We start from the raw sequence: 20051 nt of genomic DNA on the forward strand, positions 1-20051 counted from the left end.
AAAGTGGTGTGCGCCCGCCCGACTAGGATCGTTACGATTCGTACCTGTCTGCGCGAGGAGGGCCCGGCGTGCTCGTCACCGGCTTCGAGGCCCAGGCCTTCGGCACCAATTGTTATGTGGTGGCCGCCGCCCCGGGCGAGCAGTGCCTGATCGTCGACCCCGGCATCGGCGTGCTCGACCAGCTCGACGAGGTGATCGCCGAGCACCGTCTCTTCCCGGCCGCCGTGCTGCTGACGCACGGCCACCTCGACCACACCTTCTCGGTCGCCCCGGTCTGCGGCGCGCGCGGCATCACGGCGTATGTGCACCCGGCCGACACCGAGATGCTGGCCGATCCGGCCAAGGGTCTGAGCATGGATCTCGCCCAGCTCTTCGGCGGCCGGCTGAGCTACACCGAGCCCGAGGACGTCGCTGAGCTCACCGACGGCGAGACGATGGTCCTGGCCGGCCTCGAGGTGACCGTCGACCATGCGCCCGGCCATACCGGCGGGTCGGTGCTGTTCCGGCTGCCCGGCGCGAGCTCCTCCTTCGACGCGGACCAGGTCTGCCTCTCCGGGGATGTCCTCTTCGCCGGCTCGATCGGACGCACCGACCTGCCGGGCGGCAGCACCGAGACGATGATGACCAGCCTGCGGGACAAGATCCTCCCGCTGGCCGACGACACCGTCGTCCTGCCCGGCCACGGTCCGGCCACCACCATCGGCCGCGAGCGCGCGACGAATCCGTATCTGCGGGAACTGGTCGCCGCGCCGCGCCGGGGTCTTTGACGCAATTCCTAGGAGACTTTGAGAATGCCCATTTCCGGATTTCCCGAATGGATGCCGCCGCAGCGCATGATCGAGCAGCGGGTCCTCGACCGGATCCGCACCACCTTCGAGCTCTATGGCTTCTCCCCGCTCGAGACGCGCTCGGTCGAGCCGCTCGCGACTCTGGTCAGCAAGGGCGAGACCTCCAAGGAGGTCTATCTGCTGCGCCGGCTGCAGGCCGACGAGAACGCGAAGGACGACGACCAGCTCGGCCTGCACTTCGACCTGACCGTGCCGTTCGCACGGTTCGTGGTGGAGAACGCGGGCAAGCTGCAGTTCCCGTTCCGGCGCTACCAGATTCAGAAGGTGTGGCGCGGCGAGCGCCCGCAGGAGGGCCGCTACCGCGAGTTCCTGCAGGCCGACATCGACGTGGTCAACCGCGGTGAGCTGCCGTTCCACTACGACACCGAGATGCCGCTGGTGATCGGGGACGCGCTGAGCGGCCTGCCCATCCCGCGCATCAAGATCCAGGTCAACAACCGGAAGGTGTGCGAGGGCTTCTACCGCGGGCTCGGCCTGCAGGACACGGCGCAGGTTCTGCGTACGGTGGACAAGCTCGACAAGATCGGCCCGGCCCGGGTCGCCGAGGTCCTGATGGAGACGGCCGGCGCCAGCCGGGCGCAGGCCGAGGCGTGCCTCGAGCTGGCCGCCATCTCGGCCGACGACGGCTCCTTCGTGGACGCGGTCCGCAAGCTCGGGGTGAGTGACCCGCTGCTCGACGAGGGCCTCGACGAGCTGCTGCAGGTGGTCGAGACGGCCCGCGAGAACGCGCCCGGCCTGGTGGTGGCCGAGCTGAAGATCGCCCGCGGCCTCGACTACTACACCGGCACCGTCTACGAGACCCTGTTGCAGGGATACGAGCGGTTCGGCTCGATCAGCTCCGGCGGCCGCTACGACAACCTGGCCGCCAGCGGCAACGAGCGGTTCCCGGGCGTCGGCTATTCGATCGGCGTCTCCCGCATGCTCGGTGTGCTCTTCGGCCAGAACGCGCTGAGTGTCTCGCGCTCCGTGCCGACCTGCGTGCTCGTGGCTCTGCCCCATGAAGATCAACGGCCGTCCTGCGTACGCATCGCGAGCGCGCTGCGCCGCCGGGGCATCCCGACCGAGGTGGCGCCGAGCGCGGCGAAGTTCGGCAAGCAGATCCAGTACGCCGACCGCCGGGGCATCCCGTTCGTCTGGTTCCCGGGTGAGCCCGACACGGTGAAGGACATCCGCTCCGGGGAGCAGGTCGAGGCCGACGCCACCGCGTGGCAGCCCCCGGCCGCCGACCTGCACCCCGTGATCTCGGGCTAGTAGGTCGAGTGCTGGTTGCCGAGCCAGCGGAAGCCGGTCGCCGACTTGGCGGCCGGCTGATCGCCGCACATCGCGGTGGTCAGGAAGTCGTTGACCGCCACGTCGATCGGGTGCGGTTCGGTGGGTGACGTCCGGTAGAAGGCCATGTTCAGCGCCAGCGTCACCTGCCGCCGCGCGTCCGGGCTGTGCCACGAGATGGCCAGGTGGCCGATGGTGCCGCCGTCGTGGCCCCAGACCCGCCCGCACGGCAGGTCGACGGCATAGAGGCCGAGTCCGTAGCCCTCCTCGGGCACGGTCGTCTGCATCTCGGCCAGCAGGTGCGGCGGCAGCAGGCGGCCGGTGAGCAGTGCGCGGTAGAAGACGTTCAGGTCGTGCGCGGTCGACACCATCTCACCGGCCGACGACGCCCACGTCATGTTGTACTTCGTGAAGTCCCGCAGCTCACCGTCCGGCGGCCAGGGCACGTACGCGTGCATGTGCGGACCGCGGATGACCGGGTCGGCGCCCTCGAAGTAGGTGTCGCGCAACCCGAGCGGCCGCAGGATCCGCCGGCTCACCTCGGCGCGGTAGCTGTGCCCGGTCACCTTCTCGACGATGAGCCCGGCCAGGACGTAGTTGGTGTTCGAATACGACCAGCCCTGGGTCGGCGGCGCGGCCAGGCCGAGGCGGACCAGCTCGTCCGGCCGGTAGGTGCGCTTGCCCATCGCGATGATGTCGTCGTTGGTCTTGATGATCTCGGTGTCGTAGTCGCCGATGCCGCTGGTGTGGTTGAGCAGCATCCGCACGGTGACCGAACGGTCGATGTCGTAGGGCAGATAGCGGCGGACCGGGGCGTCGAGGTCGACCCGCCGCTCCCCGGCGAGCTGCAGCATCGTCGTGGCGACAAAGGTCTTGGTGATGCTGCCTACGCGGTGGCGCAGACCATCGCGTACGGGTTCGCCGGTCTTGACGTCGGCCACCCCCGCGGTCGGGGTCCAGACCCGGCGGCCGTCCCGCACCTCGGCGAAGGCGCCCGGCATGCCGGCCGCGTGGATGGCGTCGAGTTTCTGCTGGATCGGCTTCTCCGCGGCGGTGGCGGCGGCCGCGGGGCTCAGGAGGCCGGCGGTGGCGATCAGAACAAAGAGCGCTCGTCGTCTCATCCCATTGATTGTGCTCGACGCGGGCCAGGCCCGCTGAGCATCGTCGCCGTCCGGCGTAGGCTTACCTACGGTTCCGTAGGTTACGGTGCCGTAGGGAGTGATCGTCATGCCGCTGGATCAAACCGCACTGCTCATCGAGCTCGAGCCCGTCGTGGCGACCAACCTCGACCGGCACCTGAGCCTGGCCAAGGAATGGTTCCCGCACGAGTACGTGCCGTGGAGCGAGGGCCGCACGTACGACGGTCTGCTCGGCGGCGAGCCGTGGCAGGCGACCGACTCCCCGCTGCCCGACGTGGCCCGGACGGCCCTGATCGTCAACCTCCTGACCGAGGACAACCTGCCGTCCTACCACCACGAGATCGCGACGCTCTTCGGCCGCGACGGGGCCTGGGGCACCTGGGTGCACCGGTGGACCGCGGAGGAGGGCCGGCACGGGATCGCCCTGCGCGACTATCTGACGGTGACCCGCGCGGTCGACCCGGTGGAGCTGGAGCGCGCCCGCATGACCCACATGGAGGCGGGTTACGCCAACGACCACCCGGACGAGATCCTGCACTCGATCGCGTACGTGGCGTTCCAGGAACTGGCCACCCGCATCTCGCACCGCAACACCGGCAAGGCCACCGGCGACCCCGTCGCCGAGCAGCTGCTGGCCCGGGTGGCGGCGGATGAGAACCTGCACATGGTGTTCTACCGCAATCTGCTGGCGGCGGCGTTCGACCTGGATCCCGATCACGCCATGCGGGCGGTGACCGATGTGGTGGCCGGGTTCCAGATGCCGGGGGCCAACATCGAGGGATTCGGGCGCAAGGCTCTGTCCATCGCCCTGGCCGGCATCTATGACCTGCGGCAGCACCGGGACGAGGTTCTGCAGCCGGTGTTGCGGCAGTGGGACGTCTTCGGTCGCACCGATCTGACCGGGGACGGGGAGAAGGCGCGCGAGGAGCTCGCGGCCCACATGGACGAGCTGGAGAACCAGGCTGCCCGCTTCGAGGAGAAGCGCGAGGCGCGGCGCAAGCGGCTCGAGCGGTAGGGGATCGCTGGGCCGTCAGGCCGCGTCGCCGAGCGGGAAGAGCATGCAGCTGGACATGGCCTGAGCCACCAGCCGCCCCTTCTCGTCGAGCAGCCGCGCCTTGGCCAGCGCCGTCCGCCGCCCGCTCTGCAGGACCGACCCCGTGCAGGTCAGGCGGCCGGAGGAGAGCGTGACCGGCCGCAGGAACTTCACGTTGAGATCCAGGCTGGTGTAACCCACACCGGCCGGCAGCGTGCTGTGGACCGAGCAGGCCGCGGCCGTGTCGAGCAGGGTGGAGATGACGCCGCCGTGCATCGAGCCGAGCGGGTTGTAGTGGAACTCCTGCGGATCGATCAGCAGGGTCACCGAACCCTCCTGGACCCGCATCTCGGCCAGGTCGATCAGCTGCATGATGGGCGGGGCGGGCAGGGAGCCGTCGGCCATGCCGCTCAGGAGCTCGAGGCCGGTGCGGCGGCCGATCAGGGAGGCGTGGACGGACGGGTCGGACCAGCTGAACGTCCGGGTGCGATCCTGGGTCTCGGTCATGGACGCAGGTTGCCACCCGGTTGCTGGGTCTGTCCAGCAGACTTACCCTGGGTGTCATGAGTTCCACAGCGGCGCCCGAAGCCCTGGCCTGGTCGGTCGAGTCGTGCACGATCGGGCGCGCGATGGAGGTCCTCGGCGAGAAGTGGACGATCGTCGTGCTGCGCGAGGTCTTCTCCGGCATCCGGCGGTTCGACGACATGCGGGTGCGCACCGGCATCCCCCGGCAGGTGCTCACCAACCGGCTGGCCACGCTGGTCGGGCACGATGTGCTGCGTCGCGTGCCCTATCAGGAGCCGGGGACCCGCGTACGGCACGAATATCGCCTCACCCCGAAGGGCTTCGACCTCTACCCGGTGCTGATCGCCGTGGCCGAGTGGGGAGACCGCTACCTGGCCGAGCCCGAGGGGCCGCCGCTGGCCTACGAGCACCAGGACTGCGGCGCCGCCGTGCACGCGGCCGTGCGGTGCGAGCGCGGGCACGAGATCGACGACTTCCGGCAGGTGCTGCCCAGGCCCGGACCAGGAGCCCGCCGCCGTTAGATTCTCTCGGTGGAATCACCCTGGGCGCCGCTGCGGGGGCGCGTGTTCCGGATGCTCTGGATCGCGGTCCTGGCCGGCAACGTGGGCACCTGGATGCAGACCGTCGGCGCGCAATGGCTGGTCGTCGAGGAGCCGGACGCGGCGACCTGGACCAGCCTCGTGCAGACCGTGACGATGCTGCCGGTGCTGCTGCTCGCCCTGCCGGCCGGAGCGATCGCCGACGTGCTCGACCGGCGGCGGCTGCTGATGGCCGTGCAGACCGCGCTGTTCCTGGTCGGCGCGCTGCTCACCGGGTTGACCGCGCTCGATCGGATGCCGCCGCCGCTGCTGCTCTTCTTCACCTTCCTGCTCGGCGTCGGCCAGGCCCTCACGCTGCCCACCTGGCAGGCGGTCATCCCCGAGGTGGTGTCCCGCGAGGAACTGCCCGCCGCCTCCGCGCTCGGTGCCGTCAACACCAACCTGGCCCGCTCGGCCGGTCCGGCGGTGGCCGGTCTGCTGGTGGCCCACATCGGCTCGGCCGCCGTGTTCGCGCTCAACGCCCTCTCGTACGGGATCTTCGCCCTGGCCCTGGTCGCCTGGCGTCGCACGCCGAGGAAAGGTCCCAGCCACCCGGAGCGCTTCGGCCCCGCCGTCCGGGCCGGCGGCCGGTTTGTGCGCTATGCCCCGACGGTCCGCCGCCTGCTGATCCGGGTCGTGCTCTTCGTGCTGCCGGGCAGCGTGGTCTGGGGTCTGCTGCCGGTGGTCGCCCGGCAGGAGCTGCACCTGGGCGCGAGCGGCTACGGCATCCTGCTGGCTGCCCTCGGGGCCGGCGCGATCGCCGGCGCGCTGCTGATGCCGCGCATCCGCAAGGTCATGACGGCGAACCGCCTGATCCTGGTGGCCGGTCTGCTCTATGCGGGAGCGCTGATCGTGGTGGCGCTCGCGCCGCACGTGGCCGCGGTCGCCGGTGTGCTCGTCCTGGCCGGCGCGGCCTGGATGACGCTCGTCTCGCGGATGAACGCGACCCTGCAACTGTTGCTGCCCAACTGGGTGCGGGCCCGGGGCTTCGGCATCTATCAGGTCGTCTTCGCCGGCGCCCAGGCCGTCGGCGCGCTGGGGTGGGGGCAGGTCGCCGAGCAGGCCGGGCTGCCCGCGACCTTTGTGGCGGCCGCCGTCGTGATGCTGATCGGTACCGCCACCGTGCCCTGGCTGCCGGTTCACGAGCACGACGACGCCGACCGCAGCCCGGCCGTCTATTGGGCCGAACCGCACATCATGCTCGAGCCGCACCCCGAGGAAGGGCCGATCCTGGTCAACGCGATCTATCGGGTACGGGACGAGCAGGCGGCCGCGTTCGTCGCGGCGATGGACGCCGTGCGGCTCACCCGCCTGCGTACCGGGGCGACCCGGTGGGGCCTGTTCCGCGACGGCGAGGACCCGATCCGCTACGTCGAGATCTATCAGGTGCCGACCTGGGAGGACCATCTGCGCCAGCACGAGGGGCGGCTGACCGGCAGCGACGAGCAGGTGGAGGCCCGGGCGGTGGCGCTGGCCGAGGGACCGGCCGAGGTGACCCACCTGCTGCCCGCCGATATCGACGATTAGCCCAATGTTTCTGTTTTGTTGCGATTAATCTCAGGAGGGTGTCGACCCTGCTGATCATCGGCGGCGCGGCCGGCCCGGCGCTGCTCGGCCGTTTCGTCGAGCTGGCGGGCGGTCCGGCCGCCAGGATCGTGGTGATCGCGACCGCCAGCTCCGACCCCGCGGCGGCGGAGGCGGAACACCTCGCCGCCTTCCGTGAGCAGGGCGCCCACCACGTCGAGGCGCTGCGCCTCGACGACCGCACGGCCGCCAACGACCCGGGTGTGGAACCCGTGCTGCGCGCGGCCACCGGCATCTTCTTCACCGGCGGCGACCAGGAGCGGATCACCCGGGTGATCGGCGGGACGGCCACCGACTCGGTGCTGCAGACGCTGGTCGCGTCGGGCGACGTGGTGCTGGCCGGGACGAGCGCGGGCGCGGCGATGATGTCCGGCACGATGATCGTCGAGGGTGACGGGCCGGGGGTCAGCCGCACGAGCGTGCGCACCGGCCCGGGGCTCGAGTTCCTGCCCGGTGTCGTCATCGACCAGCACTTCTGCGAGCGCGGACGGATCAACCGGCTGCTCAGCGCGGTCGCCCTCTATCCGCACGAGCTCGGCCTGGGCATCGACGAGGACACCGCGATCCTGACCGACGGCGACGCCTTCGAGGTGCTCGGCAGCGGCGCGGTCACCGTCGTCGACGCCGGCCGGGCCACCGACATCAGCGTGCCCGCGACCGGCCCGATCACCCTGTCCGGCTGCCGCCTGCACGTGCTGCCCGCCGGGCGCGCCTTTCATCTGACCGGCCGGGAGCCGTCCGCATGAAGATCGAGAGCCTCCGTCGCCTGCGCGGCCCCAACGTCTATCTCTCCCGCCCGGCGGTGGTCGCGCGGCTGCACCTCGGCGAGCTGAGCGGCGTCGAGACCTCCGACGTCACCGGCTTCACCGAACGGCTCCTGCGCGCGCTGCCCGGGCTGGCCGAGCACCACTGCGCGGCCGGCGCACCGGGCGGGTTCGTCAGCCGGCTGCGCGGCGGCACCTATTTCGGGCACGTCACCGAGCACGTCTGCCTCGAACTGTCGCAGACGATCGGCCGGGACGTCAGCTTCGGCCGCACAGTCTCGGCCGGCGAGCCCGGCTGTTACCACCTCATCCTCGAGTGCCCGGTCGACGAGTCGCCCGGCTCCCACGTGCCCCGCGACCTGCTCGACACCGCGGTCGAGCTGGTGCAGGCGGTGGTGGCCGGTCGGACGGTGCCGCCCGATCTCGACGAGCTGGCGGCGCGGGCCGAGCGGGAGGCGGTCGGGCCCAGCACCCGGTCGATCATCGCCGCCGCCCGGCGCCGCGGCATCCCGGTCGAGCGCTTCGACGACCTGAGCCTGCTGCGCCTGGGCTGGGGCACCCGGCGCCGGCTGGCCTGGGCGGCGATGACCGACCGGACCAGCGGCGTGGGCATCGACATCGCCGGCGACAAGCAGGTCACCCGCCGGCTGCTGACCGAGGCCGGTGTCCCGATGCCGGACGGCGGCGCCGCGGCCACGGCGGCCGAGGCGCGGCACTGGTTCGAGCAGCTGGGCGGTCCGGTCGTCGTCAAACCCCGCTGTGGCCGGCAGGGCGAGCATGTCGCGCTTCACTTGGGTACGGCGGACGAGGTCGAACAGGCCTTCGGTGAGGCCGGCGGGGATGTGATCGTCGAGCGCCAGCTGGACGGCCGCGACTACCGCGTCCTCGTGGTGGCGGGCGAGGTGGTCGCGGCGGCCGAGCGGATCGCGGCCCACGTCGCCGGCGACGGTCGCCGTACGGTCGGGGAACTGATCGCCGAGGTCAACGCCGATCCACGCCGCGGGGTCGGGCACTCCCGGGTGCTGACCAGGGTCGCCGCCGACCCCCGGGTGCTGCGCCGGCAGGGTGCCGGCATCGGCAGCGTGCCCGCCCCGGGGGCCGTGGTGTGGCTCACCGGCACCGGCAACCTCTCGACCGGGGCGACCAGCTCCGACGTCACCGATCGGGTCCATCCGGAGGTGGCCCGGCTCTGCCTGCGGGTGACCGCGCTGCTCGGGCTGGACATCGCCGGCGTCGACCTGCGCCTGCCCGACATCGCCGAGCCGGTGCCGCCGGCCGCGAGCGGCGTGGAGGTCACGGCCGGAGTGATCGAGGTCAACGCCGTACCCGGTCTGCGCATGCATCTGGCCCCGGTGAGCGGGCGCTCGCGGGACGTGGGTGACGCGATCGTGCGGGCCATGTTCCCGGCCGGTTCCGACGGCCGGATCCCGACGGCCGCCGTCACCGGCACCAACGGCAAGACGACGGTGGCCCGGATGACCGCGCATCTGCTGGCCGACACCGGTCTGCGGGTGGGCCTGACGACAACCGACGACGTCCGCATCGACGGGCGGGTGGTCCATCGGGCCGACGCCACCGGGCCGCTCTCGGCGCAGATGGTGCTCGGTGACCCGGGGGTGCAGGCGGCGGTGCTCGAGACGGCCCGCGGCGGGCTGCTGCGGCGTGGTCTCGGCTACGACTGGTCGGACGTGGGCGTGCTGACCAACATCACCGCTGATCACCTGGGACAGGACGGGCTCGGCACGATCGAGGACCTGGCCCACGTCAAGGCGCTGGTGGCCGAGCGGGTGCGCGACGGCGGGACGCTCGTGCTCAACGCCGACGACCCGTGGGTGCGCAGCCTGGTCGACCGGCCCCGGGTGCGGGCCGACCGCAAGCGGATCGTCTGGTTCTCGCTCGACGAGCGGCAACCGGTGCTGGTCGAGCATCTGGCCAAGGGGGCGACGGCCTACCTGCTGCACGACGGATGGGTGGTGCAGCAGACCGGGGCCCGGCGGACGCCGCTGCTGAGGGCGGCGGAGATCCCCGGGGCCTACGGGGGAGCGGCGCCGCACGTGGTGGCCAACGCGCTGGCCGCGATCGCGGCCGCCCGGGCGCTCGGCGCCGGACAGGAGGCGGTGTGCCGGCGGCTGCTCGAGTTCGACCCGGCCACCGACAACGCGGGGCGGGGCACGCTGCTGCGCCTGGGCGACATCTCGGTGTTTGTCGACTATGCCCACAATCCGGCGGCGCTGGCCGCGACGGTCCGCACGCTGCACCGGCTGTGGGGCCCGGACCGCTGCGTGGCCGCGGTGACTCTGCCCGGTGACCGGCGCGACGACCTGCTCGCGGCGTGTGCGCAGGTGATCGCGGACGGGGTCGGCCGGGCCGTCCTCTACGACGACGAGGAACCCCGCGGCCGTACGCCGGGAGAGGTGTCCTGTCTGGTCGAACGGGAGATGCGGGCGCGCCGGCCGAAGTTGTCCGCCCAGCGGGCGGCCGGCTATCGGGCCGCGGTGACCGCGGCGTTGCGTCTGGCCAGGCCGGGCGAGGTGGTCCTGGTGCTCTACGAGAAGCTGGCGCCGGTCCTGGACATGCTGGCTGACCTGGGTGCCGTGCCCGCCGGCGACGCCGTGCCGGCACTCCCGGGACGGGCTCCCCGCACCGGGGTGTCACCGGGACGCTCGCTTGTGGGGAACGAGCGAGTTTCTGTCCCCGGATACCACCCCGGACAGTGATCGTCGCAGGTTGGCACACCGAATCGGCTGATCAGCCGATGCAGCTGACCGTTCAGGCGGGGTTGCACAGGTAGACCCTTAAACAATTGCTCTGGAGCGACTATTTGGCGCCGAAGGGCCAGAGTCGCCATGGGTGACAGTGCGGCAACAATTTGTTGAACCCTCCAGGATGGACATCGGCAAAGTCGTTCTGGGAGAAACTTCCGATGAAGCGGGCATTTCCGGGTGACTCGGGTTAATGGCCCCAGGATTCAGTCCGGGATCCGACTTTCGGGTACTGGACGGACACCCGTCGCGGGTGCGATCGGTCTCGGAACACACGGTGACGAGCCGCAGGTAAGACCACATGTGCGCGGGATCGTGAGGGGGCCGATCATCGGCTAGCATCCCTTCCGTCGATGGGGAAAACCCGGCACCCGCCGGGCACCCCGACGCCGAGGCGCATGGCGGTGCAACTCGGTGTTCCTTCGAAGCGCGCATGTGGGGGCACATGAGCACGACGGACCTGCCCGGTTCGAGTTTGCTGGCCGGTCGTTATCGACTGGTCGAGCGGCTCGGCGCCGGCGGGATGTCAGTGGTGTGGCGAGGCTTCGACGAAGTCCTCGGGCGCCAGGTCGCGGTGAAGGTTCTGCCACCGTCGACAAGCGCGGATCCGGCGTTCCGGCGCCGGCTGCGCGCGGAGGCTCAAGCTGCTGCTCGGCTCAGCCACCCAAATATCACAAATGTCTACGACTACGGCGAGGCGACCACCGTCGACGGTGAGCCGGTGCCCTATGTCGTCATGGAGCTCATCGACGGCGAGTCGCTCGCCGCCGTGCTCGCGCGGGTGCGCAAGCTGCCCTGGCAGCACGCCGTGCGGATCACCGCGGAGGTGGCCGCGGCGCTCGCCGCCGCGCACTCGCGGGGCATCGTGCACCGCGACGTCACCCCGGCCAACGTCATGCTCACGCAGACCGGCGCCAAGGTTGTCGACTTCGGCATCTCGGCCCTGATCGGCGAGAACGACATCGACCCCGACGGCAGCCTGCTCGGCACGCCGGCCTACCTCGCGCCCGAGCGGCTCGAGGGCGGCCAGGTGAGCCCGGCGACCGACGTCTACGCGGTCGGGCTGCTCATCTATCGCACGCTGATCGGTCAGCTGCCGTGGGATGTCGGCACCACGACGGCGCTGCTGCGGGCTCACCAATACACCGAGCCCGAGCCGCTGCCGCCGGTCGACGGACTGCCGGCCGAGGTGGACGCCCTGGTGGGCCGCTGCCTCGAGAAGCGTCCGGCCGACCGGCCGTCGAGCGCCGAGCTGGCGCACATCCTGGCCGCGCTGTCGGCCGGGGCACCCTCGGTGGCTCGCGGCTACGTGCCCGACTGGGCCGGTGCCGGCGAGGACACGACGATCCTGCCGTCGCCGCAGTCGTATGCCGAGATCCTCAAGCTCGCCGCGTCGGCTCAGGTGTCGCCCGCGGCCGCGCCCAGCTCGCCGGCGCCGGTCTCGGCCGCGCCCGACGTGGCGGCGCCGGTCTCGCCCGCCGTGGCCGCATCGGGCTCGTCCGCCGTGGCGGCGCCGGGCTCGCCCGCCGTGGCCGCGTCCGAGGAAGCTCCGGCCCGTAACAGCCGCTTCGGTGAGCTGCGGTCGGGTCCGGTCTACAACGCCGCTCCGGCCGGCGCTGACAGCGGTCTGCGCCCGGCTGTGGGCAACCAGCCCCCGGCCCCGCCGGAGAAGCCGTCGCGGTCGTCCGTGCCGTCGTGGGCGGGTGGGTCGCAGACCAAGACCCGCCGGGTGCTGGTGGTTGCCCTCGGCGTGCTGCTGCTCGGCGGCGGGACGTATGCGTGGAGCCTCACCGCCGGACCCATCGGCGACGTGGCGAAGGGTGCGACTCCCGCGCCGGCGATCGTGCCGCCCAGTGCTCGCTGCGTGGTCAGCTATGCGGTCTGGTCCGACACCCAGGGCCGCTTCAAGGCGCAGGTCACCGTGGCCAACCGCAACGACAAGCCGATCAACGACTGGAAGCTCTGGTTCATCATGCCGGGCGACCAGGTGATCTCCGGCGACGGCGCCACTCCCCTCAAGCAGGACGCGAGCAGCGTCACGGTCACGTCCCCGGCGGCCATCGAGCCGCTGAAGACGGTGACGATGAGGATCAGCGGCCGCTACAAGGACAGCAACGCGGCGCCGATGGCGTTCCAGCTGAACGGCTCTCAGTGCGAGACCTTCGTGTCGGCCAAGCCTGGTGAGCCGTCGCGCTATGTGAAGCGCCTGCCCAACGGTCAGGTGGTGCTGAAGGACCCGGCGTCGACGCCGATCCCCGGCATCTCGGTCGGCCCCGGTGGCGTCATCACCGTCACGCCGACGAAGGATCCCACGTCCTCGACCTCGGTGAGCCCGACAGTCGGTGGCCCCACCGGCGTCATCGAGACCACGCCCACGGACGTGATCACGACCTCGGCGACGCCGCCGGAGAAGACGACCAGGCCGGCGGATCCGAAGCCGACGGACGACGGCGACAGCCCGTCGCCACCGATCGAGACCACGACGCCGCCGGTCATCATCACCACCACCACGCCGGACGCGCCGCCGAACGAGGTTCCCGGCGACTCTGTCGACGATCCTTGCGACGAGCTCGTCGACGACTGTGCCGCGGAGCAGTCAGCGGGATAGGGCAGAACAACTCCCAGGAAGGGCCGGCTCGGATGAGCCGGCCCTTCCTGCTGTTGCCGCCGATGCGGTCGTCAGTGCTCGCGCGGGGCGTCCGGAGACGCATGATGATGCGACTCTCAACCAAAAACCGGACGCGGGACCCCACTCTCCGGAGTTACTGTGACAACGATGCATCAGGCAGTTTCTTCCGATTCGTCCGGCGCGCCTGCCGGGTGGCGGGGGTGCCTGAGTGAAGATGAGAGAGCCGGACCGGGCGTGCGCATCCGGTGTGAAACGCCTGCGTACGAGGTACTGAAGACTGCGTACAGCAGTCGTCCATCGGGGAGTTCGACATGATCAGGATCGTTCAGGATCTGGCGGCGGAGGCTCTGTTCGTCTCCGACCTGCAGCCGTCGCAGTGTCCGAGTCACGAGGCTGTGGAGCACGCGGTGACGGCCATGATCCTGCAATACGGCAGTGACGGGTGCGCGGCCGAAGTCGCTGTCGAGTTCGGCGACCACCCGGAGATGGCGGTCCGCCGCATGCACTGGGTGCACACGGAGCTCAACGAGGTGCTCGAGCCCCGGCGGCCCGCGGTCTTTCACTAGGGCCGCTCGTCGGCGCGTGAAAACCTGAGTTCTTTTCACGATCTGCACCTGAAAAGCAACCGAGTTCGGCCGCCTCTGCACCTTTCGACGGCAAAAGTCTTCCTCGTCAGCCGGTTAACACCCAACCGGTCTATGAGCGAGGAGGCCTACGTGACGGACACGACCGAACTCCCCGCCACCATCGGCACGACCCACGACGCGCCCTCCGCGCGTGACATCGAGGACCTGGTCCGCGAACACATGCCGATGGTTGGCCACCTGGTCCGGGAACTGCTGAACCGGGTACCGGGCCACGTCCATGCGGACGACCTGTCCTCAGCCGGCTTCGCCGCGCTCCTGGGCGCGGCCCGGTCCTTCGACGTGACCCGGGGGATCCCGTTCCACCGCTTCGCCGCGGTACGCATCCGCGGCGCGCTGCTCGACGAGCTGCGCGGCCAGGACTGGGCGAGCCGCTCGGTGCGCGCCCGGGCCCGCCGCAGTGCGGCGGCCCGCCAGGAGCTCACCGCGGCGCTCGGCCGCACCCCGACCGACGCCGAGGTGGCTGAGCTGCTCGGCATCGGCGTGGCGGAGCTGGCCACGGTCGAGGACGATGTGCAAAAAGCGGCGCTGCTGAGCTTGCAGGGCTTCCCGACCGGCGCGGCCGAGGAGATGGTGCCGGAGACCTCGGAGGGGCCGGAGGACCTGCTGATCAAGCGGGAGCGTCTCGGCTACCTGCACCAGGCGATCCAGGCCCTGCCGGAACGCCTGCGGCTGGTCGTCACCGAGTCGTTCCTGCAGGAGCAGCCGCTGAGCGACGTGGCGGCCCGTCTCGGCGTCACCGAGTCCCGGATCTCCCAGCTGCGCACCGAGGCGCTGCAACTGCTGCGCGAGGGACTCAACAGCTCGCTGGCGCCGGAGCTGCTGACGGTGGCCGCGGGCGGACCCCGTACGCGAAAGGGCTGCCTGCAACGCCGCCGCTCGGAGTATTTCGCCCGGGTGGCCCAGCAGGGCAACCTGCACACCCGCCTGGCCCTCACCGACGCCCACGGTGTGCCCATTGCGGTAGCGGCTTGACCGATCAATAGATGAAGCGGGGGCGGCCTTGGTGCCGCCCTCGCGTCGTTCCACCGGGGCGGTGCGCCGTCAGTTGTGGATAAGGGTGGCGGCGGGTTCGCAGAGTGGATCCAGGACGGCGCGGACCGGGCGGATGTCGGCGCCGACCGCCGTGGCCAGGGCGCCGGGGCCCGCCAGCGGCATGACGGCGAAGTCGCCCGGGCCCGAGGTGGCCGGCGGGAGCAGTGTGGCCGGGACAGCGACCACGGTGCCGATCGCTCGGCCGTTGCCGGCCACGGCGGCCTCTGGTCCAGAGGCGGTGGTCCGGGGGCGGTCCGGAGGGGTGCTGCCCAGGACGGCTGCGCCCGACCAGCCTGGGGCGGCGGGGCCGACCGACAGCTCGTGGCGGTAGAGGGTGGTTCCGGCGTAGCGGATCGTGGTGTCCAGGTGGACGTGGCCGGAAGGTTCGTGGTGGCGGCCGCAGACCAGGTCGTCGCGCCAGAGGAGAGAACCTGTTTCGGCTACCTCTACGCGGGTGATGGTCCGGTGGTCGCATCCGGCTGCGGCGATCAGGGGCTCGGGCAGCCAGCGCAAGGTCGCGCCGGGGGCGACGGTGGCGGTGATGCGCAATCGCGACTGGGGCAGGTGGCCGCGGCCGGGCAGGGCCAGTTGGGCGGCCACGCTGCGGATCTCGAGGGTGGCGCCGGGGCCGACCTCGATCTCCAGGCTCAGGTCGTCGCCGCGCAGGGGGCCGGCGCCGCCGCCCACCAGATGCACCGTCGCCGGGGCGGTGCGGCGCAGCAGAAGCGGTGACTCGCTGCGCAGGACGGCCAGCCGGGTGCCGCCGAGCCCGTCGAGCTCGGCGACGACCCGGGAGGACGCTTTCACGCCGCCACCCGGTCCGGCTCGGGGACGGTCCGCGAGGACGCTTTCACGCCGCCGTCGCGGGGGTGTCAGTCATGCTGGGATCCGGGCTTTCGCCAGGTCGCGGATCCAGTCGGCCACCGGGGTGGCCAGGCGGTCTTCGACCAGGGAGAGGAACACCGTCGGGCGGTCGCCGCGGCGGGCCCGGGCGTCGTGGTCCATGACCGCCAGGTCGGCGCCGACCAGGGGGGCCAGGTCGGTCTTGTTGATGACCAGCAGATCGGCCGCGGTCACGCCGGGGCCGCCCTTGCGGGGGACCTTGTCGCCGCCGGCCACGTCGACCACGAAGATCTGGTGGTCGATCAGGCCCTTGCTGAACGTGGCGGTCAGGTTGTCGCCGCCGCTTTCGACCAGCACCAGGTCGAGCGGGCCCAGTGTCGCCTCCAGGTCCTCGACCGCGTCCAGGTTGGCGGAGATGTCGTCGCGGATCGCGGTGTGCGGGCAGCAACCGGTTTCGACCGCGCGCACCCGTTCGGCCGGCAGGACGCCGTTGCGCAGCAGGAAGTCGGCGTCCTCGGTGGTGTAGATGTCGTTGGTGACGACGGCCAGGCGCAGCTCGTCGCCGAGGGCCCGGCACAGCGCGGCCACCAGCGCCGTCTTGCCCGAGCCGACCGGTCCGCCGATGCCGATCCGCAGGGCGCGCGGGCCGGCGACGAGCGGCTCGTGCGGGTCGACGCCCGGGTCGGGGTGGGTGTGCGGCACCTCGTCGTGGTCGTGGGTGTAGCCGTCCGACGGGTGGGGGAGGGCCCCACCGGCGACGACATGCTCATGATGCTGCGGTTCAGGATGCAAAGAGACGCACCTCCCAGGTGGCGTGGAGCTCGGCGCCGATGTCGAGCAGGGGCGCGCCGGCGGCCGGCAGGTCGTCCACCGGGTCGCCGGCCCGGGCCGCGGCGGCGGCCGCGATCCGGTCACAGTCGGGGGCGAGCCGGGCGAGCAGCCCGTGCACCGCGTAGGGGTCGAGGCCCAGCAGCCGTACGGCGGCACTGGCCGCACCGCTGACCGTGCCGTGCGCCGCCGCGACGGCCGCTTCGACCGGGGTCAGCCCGCCCGCCGAGGCGACCACCCCGAGGGCGACGGGCTGGTGCGGTTCGCGGCTCACCGGCGGCAGGCTCCACATGGCCCGGGCAGCCCGCAGCAGCGCCCGGCCCTGGGCCCGCGACGCCTTGCGGAGCGCCGGTGACGGCGTACGGGAATCGAAGCCCGCGTCGAGCTCGGGTGAGCGGGCCGGCCGATCGCAGGCAGCCGCGGCGAAAGCCGCGGCGACCAGGCCCGAGGTGGCGAGTTTGCCGTGCAGGAACCCGGCGACGTCGTCGATGTCGCGCACCCGCCCGGCCGACACCTGCGCCTCCAGGCCGCCGGAGTGCGCGTGCCCGCCGGACGGCAGCCGCCCGTCGGCCAGCACGAGAAGAGTGGCGAGACCCATCAGAACAGGAAGTAGCGCTGGGCCATGGGCAGCTCGGTGACCGGCTCCGGCTCGATCACCTCGCCGTCGACGCGGACCTCGAAGGTGTCGGCGTCGACCCGGATGTCGGGGAGCGCGTCGTTGCGGGGCAGGTCGGCCTTGCTCACCGCGCGGGTGTTCTCGACCGGTGCGAAGGCGCGCTTGATGCCGCTGCGGTCACCCAGCATGGCGTCGATCGCCGCCTCGGCCACGAAGGCCAGCGACGTCTGCGCGGGCACCACGCCCTTGGCGCCGAACATCGGGCGCGGCAGCATCGGCTGCGGGGTGGGGATCGACGCGTTCGCGTCACCCATCTGCGCGTACGCGATCATGCCGCCCTTGATGACCAGGGCGGGCCGCACACCGAAGAACGCCGGGTCCCACAGCACCAGGTCGGCCAGCTTGCCCGGCTCGACCGAGCCGATCTGGGACGACATGCCGTGGGCGACCGCCGGGCAGATCGTGTATTTCGCGACGTAGCGCTTGGCCCGGTTGTTGTCGGCCGCCGAGTCGCCGGGCAGGGCGCCGCGGCGGGCCTTCATGACGTGGGCGGTCTGCCAGGTGCGCAGGACGACCTCGCCGACCCGGCCCATCGCCTGCGAGTCGGAGCCGATCATCGAGATCGCGCCCAGGTCGTGCAGCAGGTCCTCGGCGGCCATGGTGGACGGGCGGATCCGGCTCTCGGCGAAGGCCAGGTCCTCGGGGACGGCCGAGTTGAGGTGGTGGCACACCATCAGCATGTCGAGGTGCTCGCTGAGGGTGTTGCGCGTGTAGGGCCGGGTCGGGTTGGTCGACGACGGCAGCACGTTGGCGTGGCCGGCCACGGTGATGATGTCGGGTGCGTGCCCGCCACCCGCGCCCTCGGTGTGATACGCGTGGATCGACCGGCCGGCGATGGCTCGTACTGTCTCCTCGACGAACCCGGCCTCGTTCAGCGTGTCGGTGTGGATCGCCACCTGGACGCCGGACGCGTCGGCCACCCGCAGGCAGGCGTCGATGGCCGCCGGTGTCGTCCCCCAGTCCTCGTGCAGCTTGAAGCCGCCGGCTCCGCCGCGCAGCTGCTCCCACATCGATTCCTCGGACACGGTGTTGCCCTTGCCCAGCAGGAGCACGTTGACCGGGTACGTGTCGAGCGCCTCGAGCATGCGGGCCAGGTGCCACGCGTTCGGCGTCACCGTGGTCGCCTTGGTGCCCTCGGCCGGCCCGGTGCCGCCGCCGATGATGGTGGTGATGCCGGAGGCGACCGCGGTGTCGAGGATCGTCGGGCTGATCAGGTGGACGTGGCTGTCGATGGCGCCCGCGGTCAGGATCTTGCCGTTGCCCGCGATGATCTCGGTGCCCGGGCCGATCACCAGGCCGGGGTGGACGCCGTCCATCGTGTCGGGGTTGCCGGCCTTGCCGACGGCGGTGATCCGGCCGTCGCGGATGCCGATGTCGGCCTTGACGATGCCCCAGTGGTCGAGCACCACCGCGCCGGTGATGACCGTGTCCGGGGTGCCCTCGGCCCGGGTCGCCCGGGACTGCCCCATGGACTCGCGGATCACCTTGCCGCCCCCGAAGACGACCTCGTCGCCGGGGTGGGGGCCGGCGCTGCGGTCCTCCTCGATCTCGATCAGCAGGTTGGTGTCGGCCAGCCGGATGCGGTCGCCGGTGGTCGGGCCGTAGAGCGCCGCGTAGCGACCGCGGTCGAGGGCAGTCATCGGGGACTCCCGTTCTCGGGCAGCTCGAAGGTCTCCGGCGGCGGGGCGGCGGGGTCGAGCGTGGCACCGGCGGGCGGGGCGGCGGCGTCGAGCGGGGCACCGGCGGGCGGGGCGGCGGGCGCTGCGGCGGCTGGTGCGGCGTCGAGCGGGCCGCCGGCCAGACCGCGCAGGCCGGGGACGATCCGGGCCCCCGCCAGGGCGACCAGCGAGACGTCGCGGGGGAGGCCGGGCTCGAAGCGCACCGACGTCCCGGCCGGAACGGCGAGCCGATATCCCCAGGCGGCCCGGCGGTCGAAGTCCAAAGCTTCGTTCGACTCGGCGAAGTGGAAGTGCGAGCCGACCTGCACGGGCCGGTCGCCGGTGTTGCGCACGGTCATCGAGAGCGTCGCACGACCGGGGTTGATCTCGATGTCGCCGTCGCCGAACAGGATCTCACCGGGAACGGTCATGAGATCGGGCCGTGGACCGTGACGAGCTTGGTGCCGTCGGGGAACGTGGCCTCCACCTGCACCTCGGGCAGCATCTCGGGCACGCCGTCCATCACGTCGGCCCGGGTCAGCACGCGCCGCCCGGCGTCCATCAGCTCGGCCACCGTCCGCCCGTCGCGCGCGCCCTCCAGCAGGAAGGCGGTGATGATGGCGGTGGCCTCGGGATGGTTGAGCCTCAGGCCGCGGTCCCGCCGGCGGCGGGCCACGTCGGCGGCCACGTGGATGAGCAGCCGCTCCTGCTCGTGCTGGCTGAGGAACAAACGAACCTCCCCTGGGTAGCGCTCCGCGATGCTCGCAGCTCGACGTTTCGGACGTGTTACCCGCCGGGGGCGCAAGTCACCACGTCGATCAAAGCAGGCCGGAGCGCTACGCCGGGGGGAAACTCAGGCTCCGGTGTAGAGGACCGCGTCGATCTCGATGTCGAAGCCGACCAGCGGGACCGGCAGCGTCGTGCGTACCGGAAGGTTGTCGCCCTTGATGTACTGCGCGTAGATCTCGTTCATCTCGTCGAAGTCGGCGAAGTCGCGCAGGTAGACGCCGAGCCGGACGGCCTGGTCGAGGCTGGACCCGGCCGCCTCGGCCACCGCGGCCAGGTTGGCGAAGGCGGAATGAGCCTGCTCGGCGAAGCTGCCGGTGACCCGGGTGCCGTCGGGCAACGCCGGCACCGCGCCGGCCAGATAGATGAAGTCGCCGGCGACGACCGCGTGCGAATACGGGCCGCCGGCCGGAGCCGCGGTCTCGACCTTGATGGCGCGTTTGGGCATGA

19 protein-coding genes are annotated in these 20051 nt (G+C 71.6%); 10 read left to right on the top strand and 9 right to left on the bottom strand.

From position 1 onward, the window contains the following. The first annotated feature begins 68 nt into the window (after positions 1 to 68). Together NAG42_RS37085 and hisS are read left to right on the top strand one after the other, a co-directional pair. Positions 69 to 767 carry an MBL fold metallo-hydrolase gene (locus NAG42_RS37085; protein WP_250036967.1) on the top strand — a complete coding sequence of 233 codons (699 nt, stop codon included), beginning with the start codon at positions 69 to 71 and terminating at the stop codon, positions 765 to 767. Between the two features lie 24 nt (positions 768 to 791). Beyond that, positions 792 to 2099: a histidine--tRNA ligase gene (gene hisS / locus NAG42_RS37090; protein ID WP_250036969.1), complete on the top strand. Its 1308-nt coding sequence runs from the start codon at positions 792 to 794 to the stop codon at positions 2097 to 2099. Here hisS and NAG42_RS37095 read toward each other — a convergent pair. Continuing rightward, positions 2096 to 3238, bottom strand: coding sequence for a serine hydrolase domain-containing protein (locus NAG42_RS37095; protein WP_250036971.1), 1143 nt, complete (start codon positions 3236 to 3238; stop codon positions 2096 to 2098). The genes hisS and NAG42_RS37095 overlap by 4 nt on opposite strands. A 106-nt stretch (positions 3239 to 3344) precedes the next feature. On the opposite strand from NAG42_RS37095, the gene NAG42_RS37100 reads away from it, so the two are divergent. Then, positions 3345 to 4271 (top strand): acyl-ACP desaturase, encoded by a 927-nt coding sequence (locus tag NAG42_RS37100; protein WP_250036973.1) that lies wholly within the window; start codon positions 3345 to 3347, stop codon positions 4269 to 4271. Positions 4272 to 4286: 15 nt separating this feature from the next. On the opposite strand, the gene NAG42_RS37105 is transcribed toward NAG42_RS37100, so the two are convergent. Further along, positions 4287 to 4796 (bottom strand): PaaI family thioesterase, encoded by a 510-nt coding sequence (locus NAG42_RS37105; RefSeq protein WP_250036975.1) that lies wholly within the window; start codon positions 4794 to 4796, stop codon positions 4287 to 4289. Between the two features lie 56 nt (positions 4797 to 4852). On the opposite strand from NAG42_RS37105, the gene NAG42_RS37110 reads away from it, so the two are divergent. The 7 genes from NAG42_RS37110 to NAG42_RS37140 all read left to right on the top strand — a co-directional run bounded on the left by NAG42_RS37110 (position 4853) and on the right by NAG42_RS37140 (position 14750). Then, entirely contained in the window at positions 4853 to 5335 is a 483-nt protein-coding gene (locus NAG42_RS37110; RefSeq protein ID WP_250036977.1) for a winged helix-turn-helix transcriptional regulator, read from the top strand. Between the two features lie 9 nt (positions 5336 to 5344). Beyond that, positions 5345 to 6919, top strand: coding sequence for an MFS transporter (locus NAG42_RS37115; RefSeq protein WP_308201239.1), 1575 nt, complete (start codon positions 5345 to 5347; stop codon positions 6917 to 6919). A 38-nt stretch (positions 6920 to 6957) separates the two neighbouring features. Next, the gene (locus NAG42_RS37120; protein ID WP_250036979.1) at positions 6958 to 7722 is read left to right on the top strand and encodes a cyanophycinase; all 765 of its coding nucleotides are present in this window, start codon (positions 6958 to 6960) and stop codon (positions 7720 to 7722) included. Beyond that, entirely contained in the window at positions 7719 to 10457 is a 2739-nt protein-coding gene (gene cphA / locus NAG42_RS37125; RefSeq protein ID WP_250036981.1) for a cyanophycin synthetase, read from the top strand. Before NAG42_RS37120 ends, cphA begins: the two co-directional genes overlap by 4 nt. A 490-nt stretch (positions 10458 to 10947) precedes the next feature. Then, on the top strand, positions 10948 to 13110 hold the full coding sequence (locus NAG42_RS37130; RefSeq protein ID WP_250036983.1) for a serine/threonine-protein kinase: 2163 nt from the start codon (positions 10948 to 10950) through the stop codon (positions 13108 to 13110). 332 nt (positions 13111 to 13442) lie between these two features. Further along, the gene (locus NAG42_RS37135) at positions 13443 to 13697 is read left to right on the top strand and encodes a hypothetical protein (protein ID WP_250036985.1); all 255 of its coding nucleotides are present in this window, start codon (positions 13443 to 13445) and stop codon (positions 13695 to 13697) included. A 150-nt stretch (positions 13698 to 13847) separates the two neighbouring features. Next, positions 13848 to 14750, top strand: coding sequence for a sigma-70 family RNA polymerase sigma factor (locus tag NAG42_RS37140; protein ID WP_250036987.1), 903 nt, complete (start codon positions 13848 to 13850; stop codon positions 14748 to 14750). 69 nt (positions 14751 to 14819) lie between these two features. Here the strand turns inward: NAG42_RS37140 and NAG42_RS37145 are convergent, their stop codons facing one another. The 7 genes from NAG42_RS37145 to NAG42_RS37175 all read right to left on the bottom strand — a co-directional run bounded on the left by NAG42_RS37145 (position 14820) and on the right by NAG42_RS37175 (position 20049). Next, positions 14820 to 15617 (bottom strand): urease accessory protein UreD, encoded by a 798-nt coding sequence (locus tag NAG42_RS37145; RefSeq protein WP_250036990.1) that lies wholly within the window; start codon positions 15615 to 15617, stop codon positions 14820 to 14822. 69 nt (positions 15618 to 15686) lie between these two features. Then, positions 15687 to 16355, bottom strand: a complete 669-nt coding sequence (gene ureG / locus NAG42_RS37150; protein WP_308201243.1) for an urease accessory protein UreG — start codon at positions 16353 to 16355, stop codon at positions 15687 to 15689. Between the two features lie 79 nt (positions 16356 to 16434). Then, the gene (locus tag NAG42_RS37155; protein WP_250036993.1) at positions 16435 to 17079 is read right to left on the bottom strand and encodes an urease accessory protein UreF; all 645 of its coding nucleotides are present in this window, start codon (positions 17077 to 17079) and stop codon (positions 16435 to 16437) included. Then, positions 17079 to 18797: an urease subunit alpha gene (locus NAG42_RS37160; RefSeq protein WP_250036994.1), complete on the bottom strand. Its 1719-nt coding sequence runs from the start codon at positions 18795 to 18797 to the stop codon at positions 17079 to 17081. The genes NAG42_RS37155 and NAG42_RS37160 overlap by 1 nt, the downstream gene beginning before the upstream one ends. After that, positions 18794 to 19246, bottom strand: coding sequence for an urease subunit beta (locus NAG42_RS37165; protein ID WP_250036996.1), 453 nt, complete (start codon positions 19244 to 19246; stop codon positions 18794 to 18796). Before NAG42_RS37165 ends, NAG42_RS37160 begins: the two co-directional genes overlap by 4 nt. Beyond that, positions 19243 to 19545 carry an urease subunit gamma gene (locus NAG42_RS37170; protein WP_250036998.1) on the bottom strand — a complete coding sequence of 101 codons (303 nt, stop codon included), beginning with the start codon at positions 19543 to 19545 and terminating at the stop codon, positions 19243 to 19245. The genes NAG42_RS37165 and NAG42_RS37170 overlap by 4 nt, the downstream gene beginning before the upstream one ends. 123 nt (positions 19546 to 19668) lie before the next feature. After that, complete coding sequence (locus tag NAG42_RS37175) at positions 19669 to 20049, bottom strand: RidA family protein (RefSeq protein WP_250037000.1); 381 nt, start codon at positions 20047 to 20049, stop codon at positions 19669 to 19671. Positions 20050 to 20051: the final 2 nt, after the last annotated feature.

This window comes from Paractinoplanes maris (assembly GCF_023544465.1).
Taxonomy (GTDB): Bacteria; Actinomycetota; Actinomycetes; order Mycobacteriales; family Micromonosporaceae; genus Actinoplanes; species Actinoplanes maris.